General features: G+C 60.6%; 12 protein-coding genes. 7 read left to right on the top strand and 5 right to left on the bottom strand.

Annotation, left to right across the window (positions count from 1 at the left end; translation table 11 throughout):
* Positions 1-208: 208 nt before the first annotated feature.
* From moaC to ACIPQ1_RS15355, 4 genes are all read left to right on the top strand, one after another.
* A complete protein-coding gene (gene moaC, locus ACIPQ1_RS15370; RefSeq protein ID WP_030139643.1) occupies positions 209-682 on the top strand; it encodes a cyclic pyranopterin monophosphate synthase MoaC in 474 nt (157 codons plus the stop codon).
* Positions 679-921, top strand: coding sequence for a molybdopterin converting factor subunit 1 (gene moaD / locus ACIPQ1_RS15365; protein ID WP_250962855.1), 243 nt, complete (start codon positions 679-681; stop codon positions 919-921). The genes moaC and moaD overlap by 4 nt, the downstream gene beginning before the upstream one ends.
* Before the next feature lie 3 nt (positions 922-924).
* Positions 925-1,377 carry a molybdopterin synthase catalytic subunit MoaE gene (gene moaE, locus ACIPQ1_RS15360; protein ID WP_411385552.1) on the top strand — a complete coding sequence of 151 codons (453 nt, stop codon included), beginning with the start codon at positions 925-927 and terminating at the stop codon, positions 1,375-1,377.
* A 266-nt stretch (positions 1,378-1,643) separates the two neighbouring features.
* Positions 1,644-2,420, top strand: a complete 777-nt coding sequence (locus ACIPQ1_RS15355) for an ABC transporter substrate-binding protein (RefSeq protein ID WP_250962853.1) — start codon at positions 1,644-1,646, stop codon at positions 2,418-2,420.
* A 105-nt stretch (positions 2,421-2,525) separates the two neighbouring features.
* On the opposite strand, the gene ACIPQ1_RS15350 is transcribed toward ACIPQ1_RS15355, so the two are convergent.
* From ACIPQ1_RS15350 to ACIPQ1_RS15330, 5 genes are all read right to left on the bottom strand, one after another.
* Positions 2,526-3,152 carry a helix-turn-helix transcriptional regulator gene (locus ACIPQ1_RS15350; protein WP_186705153.1) on the bottom strand — a complete coding sequence of 209 codons (627 nt, stop codon included), beginning with the start codon at positions 3,150-3,152 and terminating at the stop codon, positions 2,526-2,528.
* Positions 3,153-3,241: 89 nt separating this feature from the next.
* Positions 3,242-4,369, bottom strand: coding sequence for an NAD(P)/FAD-dependent oxidoreductase (locus tag ACIPQ1_RS15345; protein WP_446534398.1), 1,128 nt, complete (start codon positions 4,367-4,369; stop codon positions 3,242-3,244).
* A 151-nt stretch (positions 4,370-4,520) separates the two neighbouring features.
* The gene (locus ACIPQ1_RS15340; protein WP_411385550.1) at positions 4,521-5,468 is read right to left on the bottom strand and encodes an ornithine cyclodeaminase family protein; all 948 of its coding nucleotides are present in this window, start codon (positions 5,466-5,468) and stop codon (positions 4,521-4,523) included.
* A gap of 123 nt (positions 5,469-5,591) precedes the next feature.
* Positions 5,592-7,055, bottom strand: coding sequence for an ATP-dependent RNA helicase RhlB (gene rhlB, locus ACIPQ1_RS15335; RefSeq protein ID WP_186705156.1), 1,464 nt, complete (start codon positions 7,053-7,055; stop codon positions 5,592-5,594).
* A 98-nt stretch (positions 7,056-7,153) separates the two neighbouring features.
* A complete protein-coding gene (locus ACIPQ1_RS15330) occupies positions 7,154-7,810 on the bottom strand; it encodes an alpha/beta hydrolase (protein WP_250962849.1) in 657 nt (218 codons plus the stop codon).
* Between the two features lie 472 nt (positions 7,811-8,282).
* On the opposite strand from ACIPQ1_RS15330, the gene ACIPQ1_RS15325 reads away from it, so the two are divergent.
* From ACIPQ1_RS15325 to ACIPQ1_RS15315, 3 genes are all read left to right on the top strand, one after another.
* A complete protein-coding gene (locus tag ACIPQ1_RS15325; protein ID WP_053124867.1) occupies positions 8,283-9,314 on the top strand; it encodes an amino acid ABC transporter substrate-binding protein in 1,032 nt (343 codons plus the stop codon).
* A gap of 65 nt (positions 9,315-9,379) precedes the next feature.
* Positions 9,380-10,561: an amino acid ABC transporter permease gene (locus tag ACIPQ1_RS15320; RefSeq protein ID WP_053187026.1), complete on the top strand. Its 1,182-nt coding sequence runs from the start codon at positions 9,380-9,382 to the stop codon at positions 10,559-10,561.
* A gap of 10 nt (positions 10,562-10,571) precedes the next feature.
* Complete coding sequence (locus ACIPQ1_RS15315; protein WP_186705160.1) at positions 10,572-11,669, top strand: amino acid ABC transporter permease; 1,098 nt, start codon at positions 10,572-10,574, stop codon at positions 11,667-11,669.
* The last annotated feature ends 10 nt before the right edge of the window (positions 11,670-11,679 follow it).

Here is an 11,679-nt window from a genome sequence, read left to right as displayed (position 1 = left end):
CGAAACCTCCTGTGGGAGCGAGCTTGCTCGCGATAGCGGTGGATCAGATAAAAATAGGTACCTGACCCCCTGTCATCGCGAGCAAGCTCGCTCCCACAAGGGTTTTGCAGTGACTTCCGAATTCAGGATAAAAGCAGGTGCGACAATCAGCCCTGCCGGAATCTGACCCACGGGTTTACAATCGATGTTCCTGATCAGGAGTAACCCTGTGCTGACTCATCTCGATTCCCAAGGTCGCGCCAATATGGTTGATGTGACCGACAAGGCCGTGACCTTCCGTGAGGCCACGGCCGAAGCTTTTGTGCGCATGCTGCCCGACACGCTGCAGATGATCGTCAGCGGCGGTCATCCCAAGGGCGATGTATTCGCCGTTGCGCGCATTGCCGGCATCCAGGCCGCCAAGAAAACCAGTGACCTGATTCCGCTCTGCCACCCGTTGATGCTCACCAGCGTCAAGGTCGAGCTCAATGCCGAAGGCGAGGACCGGGTGCGCATCGTCGCCCGCTGCAAACTGTCGGGACAGACCGGCGTGGAAATGGAAGCGCTCACCGCCGCCAGCGTCGCTGCGCTGACGATCTATGACATGTGCAAGGCCGTCGACCGGGGCATGACCATCGAAGGCGTGCGGGTGCTGGAAAAGCTCGGCGGCAAGAGCGGCCATTTCCAGGCAGATGCATCATGAACATCACCGTGAAGTTCTTTGCTCGCTACCGCGAAGCGCTAGGCGTGGACTCGGTAAAGGTGGAAGGCGATTTCGCCACGGTCGACGACGTGCGCGCATTGCTTGCCCAGCGTGACGGTGCCGAGGTGCTGAGAGAGCAAAACCTGATGTGCGCGCGCAATGAAGAGCTGTGCCAGCTCGACGAGCCGCTGGCGGACGGTGACGAAGTCGCGTTCTTCCCCACCGTGACCGGAGGCTGAGCCATGGCGATTCGTGTGCAGGTCGAACCGTTCGACCCGGGTGTCGAAGTCAACGCGATGCATGCGGCCAATGTCGGCGTGGGGGCGGTGGTGAGCTTTGTCGGCTACGTGCGCGACTTCAATGACGGCCTCGATGTGTCGGGGATGTTCCTGGAGCATTACCCGGGCATGACCGAAAAAGCCCTGGGCAAGATCGCCGCCGAGGCCGAACAGCGCTGGCCGTTGCTCAAGCTGGAGGTGTTGCACCGTATCGGGGCGCTGGAGCCGGGCGAGCCGATTGTCTTCGTCGGGGCCGCCAGTGCCCATCGCCAGGCGGCGTTCGACGCCTGCGCCTTTGTCATGGACTACCTCAAGACCCGCGCGCCGTTCTGGAAGAAGGAAAACACCGTCGACGGGCCGCGCTGGGTGGAAGGGCGGGACAGTGATCATGCGGCGGCGGATCGCTGGAAGCAGTAACTCCCCTACAGGCTCTCATTGATTGTTAGTCCGTCATCGCGAGCAAGCTCGCTCCCACAGTGGATCTTCGTTGTACATGATGTTTGTGTCCTACACAGATCCCTGTGGGAGCGAGCTTGCACGCGAAGGGGCCATCAGCCTCCCATCACATTCCCTGTTTCCCCCAATTGACGATATGTACATTAAAGTCCACTATGGATTTATAAGTACAAAACAGTCGCGCCCACCTTTCTCTGCCAAACCAACAACAACCGCGAGAGAACATCATGAGCAAACTCCCCCTTATCACCGGCCTGGCCTTGAGCCTGATGGCCTCCAGCGGCCTGTTCGCCGCTGAGAAAACCCTGCGCATCGGCATCGAGGCAGCTTATCCGCCGTTTGCTTCCAAGACTTCGGAAGGGAAAATCGAGGGGTTCGACTACGACATTGGCAACGCCTTGTGCACCCAGATGCAGGTCAAATGCGAGTGGATCGAGGGTGAGTTCGACGGGCTGATCCCGTCGCTCAAGGTGAAAAAAATCGACCTGGCGCTGTCGTCCATGACCATCACCGAAGAACGCAAGAAGTCGGTGGATTTCACCCACAAGTACTACTTCACCTCATCTCGCCTGGTCATGAAGGAAGGGGCGGTGGTCGATGACCAGTACGCCAGCCTAAAGGGCAAGACCGTGGGCGTGCAACGGGCGACCACCACGGATCGCTACGCCACTGAAGTACTCGAACCCAAGGGCGTGGTCGTCAAGCGCTACAGCAACAACGAAGAAATCTACATGGACCTGGCGTCCGGTCGCCTGGACGCGATTTTCGCCGACACCATCCCCCTGGAAGACTTCCTGTCGATGCCTCGTGGCAAGGGCTACGCGTTCGTCGGGCCGGAGCTCAAGGACCCGAAATACGTGGGTGAGGGCGCTGGTATTGCGGTGCGCAAAGGCAATACCCAGTTGGTGGCGGACTTGAACAAGGCCATTGATGGGATTCGGGCGAATGGGGAGTATCAGAAGATCCAGGCCAAGTATTTCAAGTCGGATATCTATGGTGACTGATTGACCGTCATCGCGAGCAAGTTCGCTCCCACAGGGACCTGGGTACAGAGATCCAATGTGGGAGCGAGCTTGCTCGCGATGGCGTCAGGCCAGGCAACACAAACCTTAGCCCTTCAACTCCTTCAAATGCTTGTACACCGTCGCCCGCCCCATGTTCAGCACATTGGCCACATAGTTGGACGCGCTCTTGCCTTTGAACGCGCCTTCGGCATGCAGCGCCAATACCAGCTCGCGTTTGTGGTCGCGGGTCAACAGGTTCAGGCTCAGTTGACGCTCGCGCATCCAGGCGTGCAGGAAAGTGTTGATCCGCTCCTGCCAGTCATCGCGAAACAATGAATCTGGCTGGGGGATCAGCTTGCCCGGCGACAGGAACAGATCCAACGCGGCCTTGGCATTCTCGAACAGCGAAATATTCAGGTTGATGCACAACACCGCCAACGGACGACCCTGGGCATCGCGCAGGACGCTGCTGAGGCTGCGAATCTTCTGTCCGTCCCAGTTCAGTTTTTCGTACGGCCCGATGTTACGTTCGCTGACGTCCTCGCTGAGCATGTCTTCCAGGGACGAGTCATCGCCGATTTCGCGCTTGGACAGGTTATTGGCGATGTAGTCGACTTTCTGGGTGCGCAGGTCGTGCAGCACCACTTCGGCGTGGGGGTAGAACAGCGTGGCGATGGCGTCGGCGATGGTGCGGAAGTTTTCCAGCGCCGTATCGGAGGGCGAAGCGGTCATGACAGGGCTCCAGGCAGCGTCAGCGCCCCGTGGAACAGGGGCGCGGGGGGAGTGTGCCGCAATCGTGGCGATGCGTCACCTGAGTGGGTTCATCCCAAGCGCTCGGGAGAGAACATGGCGCTGCTCAGGCCGAAACGCGCCAGGGCTTCGGGCAGCGGTTCGCCACGCACCAGCGCCGCACTGGCCTGGCCCATGGCCGGGGAGGTCTGGATGCCGTAGCCGCCCTGTGCCGCGACCCAGAACAGCCCGGGCACCTGCGGATCGAAACCGGACAGCAGATCACCGTCGTGGACGAAACTGCGCAACCCGGCCCAGGTGCGGGTTGGACGGCGAATGGTCAGGGTGGTGGCCTCTTCGATCTGGTAGATGCCCATGGCGATGTCCAGCTCTTCCGGCTGCACGTCGTGGGGTTCCACCGGGTCGGCGTTGGCCGGCGAGCCGAGGAACATGCCGGCGTCGGGCTTCATATAGAAGGATTCGTCGAGGCTCACCAGCATCGGCCAGTCGTGGATGTCCACGCCCTCGGGGCCGGCGAAGATGAACGCCGCACGGCGCTTGGGCTGCAGGCCCAGTTTGCGGGCGCCGGCCATTTCGGCCAGTTGATCGGCCCAGGCGCCGGCGGCATTGATCACGATGGGGGCGGTGAAGGTCTGGCTGGCGGTTTTCACCTGCCAAAGCCCTTGGTCATCGCGGCCCAGGCCCAACACTTCGCTGTCGGTGTGCACACTGCCGCCGCTGCGACGGATGCCACGCAGGTAGCCTTGGTGCAGGGCATCCGTATCGATGTCGCAGGCCGTGGGGTCATAGATCGCCCCGTGGACCTTTTCCCGCCGCAGGATCGGCAGCCTCACGCAAGCTTCGTCGGCGCTGAGCAGTTGCATCTGCGGCACCGTGGCCTTGGCGCTCAGGTATTGGTTGTTCAGCTCGGCGGGGTCGCCAGTGAAGTCCACGGTCATTTCGCCCCGTGGGCTCAGCAACGGGTGCTCACAGAAACCGGCCGGTGGCACGTCGAAAAAATCCCGGCTGGCCTGGGTCAGCGCCCGCACCTGAGGGGTGCCGTAGGCCGCGGTATACAGCGCCGCGGAGCGTCCGGTGGAATGGTAGGCCGGGTGCGATTCGCGTTCGAGTACAACGACCCGGCCGTGGGGTGCCAGCCAGTAACCGGTGGAAGCACCGGCAATGCCGCCGCCGATGATGATGAAGTCTGCTTGTATCATGAAACGCTCCTGTCGAACGCGGTGCCGGGAGTCTGGAGAAAATCCTGTGGGAGCGAACTTGCTCGCGATGAGGCCAGTACATTCAATCTGGATGTCGACTGTCAGGCCGCCATCGCGAGCAAGCTCGCTCCCACAAGGGAAAATGGGCGTGTCAGTTGTGAAGCCGGTACAGCGCATTCGCCAGCGCAACATCCTCCAGCCCCAGGCCGATGGAGCGGAAGAATACGTGGCGGTGGTAGTCGGGACGCGCCACGTGTTCGCTGAGCAATTCAGGCAAGTCGCCGATGATGCTCGACGCTTGCCAGCCGTGCTGTTCGCCTGCGATCAGCATTTCGCCGGCCGAGCCCGGGGTGGTCTGACGGTAGTCGCAGTACACATCCATGTCATTGAGGCAGTGGGGCGGTACTTCGTGGGCGCGTGGGGCATTGGTGCTGATGGAGGTAATCAGCGCTGGTCTGCCCAAGGTCCGTGGGTCGAACACGGCGTTGGCGGAGGAGGTGCAGAGCATCACCACATCGGCATCGTGCAGCGCCGCTTCGAGGGTGTCGGCGATTTGCAGGCGCGGGTCCAGGCCGGTGAGCGAGGCAAGTTCCTGCGCCGACTTGGTTTTCAGGCCGGGCGAAAACAGGCTGATGCCTTGCCAGTCCCGCAGGTCCTTGACGTAGTGCACATGCGCCCGCGCCACCGCGCCGCTGCCAATGACCACCAAGCGCCGGGCGGTATGCGGGGCGAGGGCATCGACGGCGACGGCAGTGGTCGCGGCGGTGCGGGCGGTGGTCAGTTCGGCGGCGTCGCACAGCAGCAGCGGTTGGCCGGTCTGCATCGACATCAGCAAGGTCCAGGCGGTAACCAACGGGCCTTGCTCGCGCACGATGTAGGGCGAGGTCTTGATCCCGTAGACCTGCTCTTCAGCCAGCACGCCCAGGTAATTGATGAAGTCCCCGGCACCCTGGGGAAACACCACCAATTGCTGGGGGGGCTGCACCGCTTGCCCGGCCGCGAGATCACGAAACAGCTTGCGCAAGATGTGTGGCACATCGACCTGTCCGAGCAGTTCTCGGGCTGTCGCTTGGGTCATGACATAAGGCGTGCTGGACATAGGGACTCCGGGATGGGCTTGGAAACTAATTTGTCCATTATGGACTTTTAGTTTATTCGAGCAATATCCCGGGCAAAAAAAAGCGCAGCCTGTCGTGGCTGCGCTTTTTGTTCTGTAGGACGGTTAAGGACGCTTGCGCTCAACCGGCCGCAACAAATGCGTCGGTGGCATCTCACAACTGATCTTGCGCCCCAGCAACGCCTCGATCGACGGCAATTGGTAAGAATCATCTTCACCGGCGAAGCTGATCGAAACCCCAGCGGCCCCGGCACGACCGGTGCGGCCGATACGGTGCACGTAATCGTCCGGTACTTCCGGCAGGGTGAAATTGATCACATGACTGATACCGTCGATGTGGATACCACGACCGGCCACGTCGGTGGCAACCAGTACGCGGATCTTGCCTTCGCGGAAGCCTTCGAGGGTCTTGATACGCTTGTGCTGGGGCACGTCGCCGGAGAGTTGGGCGGCGTTGACGCCATCACGCACCAGGCGTTCTTCGATACGCCGCACTTCGTCCTTGCGGTTGGCGAACACCATCACCCGTTCCCAACCGTTGTCGTTGACCAGGTTGTAGAGCAGCTTGTATTTGTCGGCACCGGCGACGGCGTAGATATGTTGCTCGACGTTTTCGCTGGCGACGTTCTCGGCTTCGATCTCGACGATGGCCGGGTCGGTCGTCCACTGCTTGGCCAGGTTCATCACGTCTTCGGTGAAGGTGGCGGAGAACAGCAGGGTCTGGCGTTCGCTTTTCGGTGGGGTCTGGCGAATGATCTGGCGCACTTGTGGGATGAAACCCATGTCGAGCATGCGGTCGGCTTCGTCCAGCACCATCACTTCGACCATGTCCAGGTGCACGTCGCCGCGCTGGTTGAAGTCCAGCAGGCGGCCCGGGGTGGCCACCAGGATGTCGCAGTGGCGGGCTTCGAGGTGCTTGAGTTGCTTGTCGAAATCCATGCCGCCCACGAACGTCATCACGTTCAGGCCGGTGTACTTGGTCAGGTCGGCGGCGTCCTTGGCGATCTGCACCACCAGCTCACGGGTCGGCGCGATGATCAGTGCCCGCGGTTCGCCCATGTAGCGTTCCTTGGGCGGCGGGGTCTGGAGCAATTGGGTGATGATGGAGATCAGGAACGCGGCGGTCTTGCCGGTGCCGGTCTGGGCGCGACCGATCGCGTCTTTGCCGGCGAGGGTGTAACCGAGCACTTGCGCCTGGATCGGCGTGCAATAGGGGAAACCCAGGTCCTGGATGGCATGCATCAATTCAGGGGCGAGCTTGAAGTCGTGGAAGCGGGTCTTGCCTTCCTGGGGTTCTACGGCGAAGTCCTCGAGTTTCCAGGCGACGACCGGTGGTTTCGGTGCGCGTTCGCGGCGCGGCCTGGGGGCTTCGTTGCGAGGTTTCTCGGGCTCGGGGGCCGTGACAGGCTGGACGACGGGTTCTTTTGTTGCCTGTGCAACAGGTGCCGCCCGGCGCGGTTGTTGCGCATCGGTATGGCTCGGGCCGTGGGTCGGCGCTGTGGGGCCAGGCGCGAGTTGCTCGGCCTCGCTTTTACCGAACATCTTCTTGAGTGCTTTGAGCACGGTCATCTCATCGATTGGTTAAGGAATGTACGCCGGCCAGTGTAATGCAAGAAACGGGCGCGGCGTAGTGGGATCGTCAAAGGACCGGCGTGGCGATTGGCCGCTTAGCGCAACCGCTCGGCCAGCCAGGTGCCGATGTCGCGAATCTCCTCGGGTAACACTTCGTGGCCCATTGGGTATTCCTGCCATGTCACGGTGACACCATGCTGCTTTAAATACTCTTTAGCGGTCCGTCCCATGGGGTTGAGTACCACTTCGTCGTACTGACCATGCAGCGCCAGGACCGGAATGCGCTGCTGGCTGGCCGATAATTGCAGTTCTTCGCTGAAGGTCGGTGCATAAGTAGACAGCGCGACCACGCCGCCCAGCGGGCCCTGCCATTTCACGAAGGCGGTGTGATAGACCACCGCGCCACCTTGGGAAAAGCCGGCGAGGAAAATCCGCGAGGCGTCTATTCCGCTGGCTCGCTGGGTTTCGATCAGGTCAATGACCCGTTGCGCCGAGGCTTCGAGTTGCTGTTCGTCGATGGCCCGCGCCGGGCTCAAGGCACGGATGTCGTACCAACTGGGCATGGCATAGCCGCCGTTGATCGTTACTGCTTGGGTCGGGGCCTGGGGTAGAACGAAACGTGTGGTGAGCAGGCTTTGCTGCAACATTTCGGCGACCGGCAGGAAATCAAAACGATCGGCGCCCAGGCCGTGGAGCCAGATAACGCACGCGTCAACAGTGCCGCTGGGCTCGAGAATCAAGGGGTCGGTCATGGTTGTGCTCCAAATCTGTGCGGGTGCGCTCAATCAGTGCGTGATTACAGTGCGCTTCCGGTGTCTCAGTTAATTAGATGTCGCAAAGTTGAAAGTTTTTGTCTTGACGTGTTTTGCATGGCCTAAGCGCAGCGGTCTGGTACGGGCTTTGCTATGGGGTAGCTGAGTGATGATTCTTACGCTGCGCGGTAACACTATCAGTTAGACGCGCCGCATGGGATATCAGAAATCCGGTGATGAATGTTCGCCAATAGCCGCTACGGGCTTCGCGAACGTGAAGGGCTACAGCCCGTTCGGCCGATTGGTGAGAGATGGGCATGACCACTGTTTACGGACATCCTCATTAGTAGACCCATAGCGAAAGTCCAGACGTCGGTTGACCCTAAAAAAAGCCAACAAGGGTCGGCAATGCCCCAAAAGGGTGCGACAGGGCTCGAGCTCCGACACAACAAGAGCAAAACTGGAGGTTTGAATGAAGTTACTGAAATCCACCCTGGCAGTCGTGACTGCAGCAGCAGTCCTCGGCGTCAGCGGGTTCGCTCAGGCGGGTGCAACCCTGGATGCCGTGCAGAAGAAAGGTTTTGTGCAATGTGGTGTAAGTGACGGCTTGCCGGGTTTCTCGGTACCTGATTCCACCGGCAAGATCGTTGGTATCGACGCTGACTTCTGCCGTGCCGTGGCCGCTGCGGTGTTTGGCGACGCGACCAAGGTCAAGTTCAGCCAGTTGAACGCCAAGGAGCGCTTCACCGCGCTGCAATCCGGGGAAATCGACATGCTGTCGCGCAACTCCACCATGACCAGCTCCCGTGATGCGGGCATGGGCCTGAAGTTTCCTGGCTTCATTACCTACTATGACGGCATCGGTTTCCTGGCCAACAGCAAACTGGGCGTCAAGAGCGCCAAGGAACTGGACGGTGCGACCATCTGCATCCAGGCCGGTACCACCACCGAGCTGAACGTGTCCGACTACTTCCGCGCCAACGGCCTGAAGTACACCCCGATCACTTTCGACACCTCCGATGAAAGCGCCAAGTCGCTGGAATCCGGTCGTTGCGACGTGCTGACCTCCGACAAGTCCCAACTGTTCGCCCAGCGCAGCAAGCTGGCTTCGCCGAAGGACTACGTGGTCCTGCCGGAAACCATCTCCAAGGAGCCACTGGGCCCGGTCGTGCGTAACGGCGACGACGAGTGGCTGGCCATCGTGCGTTGGACTGGCTTCGCCATGCTCAATGCCGAAGAAGCAGGCGTGACTTCGAAGAACGTCGAAGCTGAAGCCAAGTCCACCAAGAACCCGGACGTCGCTCGTATGCTGGGCGCTGACGGTGAATACGGTAAAGACCTGAAGCTGCCGAAGGACTGGGTCGTGCAGATCGTCAAGCAAGTCGGCAACTACGGTGAAATGTTCGAGCGCAACCTCGGCAAGGACACCCCGCTGCAGATCGATCGCGGTCTGAACGCTCTGTGGAACGCAGGCGGCATCCAATACGCACCACCAGTGCGCTGATGGTTCTATCACCCGGTGGGCCAACCACCGGGTGATGTTCTGTTCCATTCTTTGCGGGGCACTTCATGCAAAATTCAATCGGCGCACCTAAGCAGAGGCTCAGCCTCAGCGATCCACGAGTGCGTGCGTGGGTATTTCAGATCGTCACCATCGTGGCGGTCATTTCGCTGGGCTGGTTTCTGTTCGATAACACGCAGACCAACCTGGAACACCGGGGCATCACGTCCGGTTTCGGCTTTCTGGAGCGCAGTGCCGGGTTCGGCATCGCCCAACACCTGATCGACTACACCGAAGCGGACAGCTATGCCCGCGTCTTTGTCATCGGTTTGCTCAACACCCTCCTGGTGACCTTCATTGGCGTGATTCTGGCGACCATCCTGGGGTTCATCATCGGCGTCGCACGCTTGTCGAAGAACTGGATCATCTCCAAGCTGGCGACCGTCTATGTGGAGGTTTTCCGTAACATTCCACCGCTGTTGCAAATCCTGTTCTGGTACTTCGCCGTATTCCTGACGATGCCGGGACCACGGGCTGCCCACAATTTCGGTGACACCTTCTTCGTCAGCAGCCGCGGCCTCAACATGCCGGCGGCGCTGATGGCGGAAGGGTTCTGGCCGTTCGTGGCCAGTGTCGTGCTGGCGATCGTCGCCATCGTGCTGATGACCCGCTGGGCCAACAAGCGTTTCGAAGCGACCGGCGAACCGTTCCATAAATTCTGGGTGGGCCTGGCGCTGTTCCTGGTGATCCCGGCACTGTGCGCCGTGATCTTCGGTGCGCCCGTGCATTGGGAAATGCCGGAACTCAAGGGCTTCAACTTCGTCGGTGGCTGGGTATTGATCCCTGAGCTGCTGGCCTTGACCCTGGCCTTGACCGTGTACACCGCGGCGTTCATCGCCGAGATCGTGCGCTCGGGCATCAAGTCCGTGAGCCATGGCCAGACCGAGGCGGCCCACTCGCTGGGCCTGCGCAACGGTCCGACCCTGCGCAAGGTGATCATCCCGCAAGCCCTGCGCGTGATCATCCCGCCGCTGACCAGCCAATACCTGAACCTGGCGAAAAACTCTTCCCTGGCTGCCGGTATCGGTTACCCGGAAATGGTTTCGCTGTTTGCTGGCACGGTGTTGAACCAGACCGGTCAGGCCATCGAGGTGATCGCGATCACCATGAGTGTGTACCTGGCGATCAGTATCAGCATTTCCTTGCTGATGAACTGGTACAACAAGCGCATTGCGCTGATCGAGCGGTGAGGAAAAGCGCATGACATCCCATACTTTCAAACCTGATATGCCGCCACCGAGCAAAGTGTTCGGGCCGGTGGCATGGATGCGCGCGAACATGTTCTCCAGCTGGCTCAACACGCTGCTGACGTTGTTCGCGTTCTACCTGATCTACCTGATAGTTCCACCGATCCTCGGTTGGGCTATCCTCGATGCCAACTGGGTCGGCACCACCCAGGCCGATTGCACCAAGGAGGGCGCCTGCTGGGTGTTCATCCAACAGCGTTTCGGCCAGTTCATGTACGGCTATTACCCGACGGGCCTGCGCTGGCGCGTAGACCTGACCGTGTGGGCGGCAGTGCTGGGTGTGGCGCCGCTGTTCATCTCGCGCTTCCCGCGCAAGGCGATCTACGGCCTCAGCTTCCTGGTGCTGTATCCGATCATTGCCTGGTGCCTGCTGCACGGTGGCGTTTTCGGTCTGGATACCGTGGCGACCAGCCAGTGGGGCGGCCTGATGCTGACGTTGGTGATCGCCACCGTCGGTATCGTCGGTGCTCTGCCGCTGGGCATCGTCCTGGCCCTGGGCCGGCGCTCGAACATGCCGGCGATCCGCGTGGTCTGCGTGACCTTCATCGAGTTCTGGCGCGGTGTGCCGTTGATCACGGTGCTGTTCATGTCGTCGGTGATGCTGCCGCTGTTCCTGCCCGAAGGCATGAACTTCGACAAGCTGCTGCGGGCATTGATCGGGGTGATCCTGTTCCAGTCGGCCTATGTGGCCGAAGTGGTGCGCGGCGGCCTGCAAGCCATTCCGAAGGGGCAATACGAAGCGGCCGCGGCGATGGGCCTGGGTTACTGGCGCAGCATGGGCCTGGTGATCCTTCCACAGGCACTGAAGATGGTGATCCCGGGGATCGTCAACACCTTCATTGCACTGTTCAAGGACACGAGCCTGGTGATCATCATCGGCCTGTTCGACCTGCTCAACAGCGTGAAACAAGCTGCCGCCGACCCGAAATGGCTGGGCATGGCCACTGAAGGCTATGTGTTTGCCGCCCTGGTGTTCTGGATTTTCTGTTTTGGTATGTCCCGCTATTCCATGCATTTGGAACGCAAGCTGGACACTGGCCACAAGCGTTAGGAGTTGACTC

This window comes from Pseudomonas sp. LARHCG127, assembly GCF_052871455.1.
The sequence above is the reverse complement of the archived record's forward strand: the minus strand, read 5'-3'. Positions and strand labels throughout refer to the sequence as shown.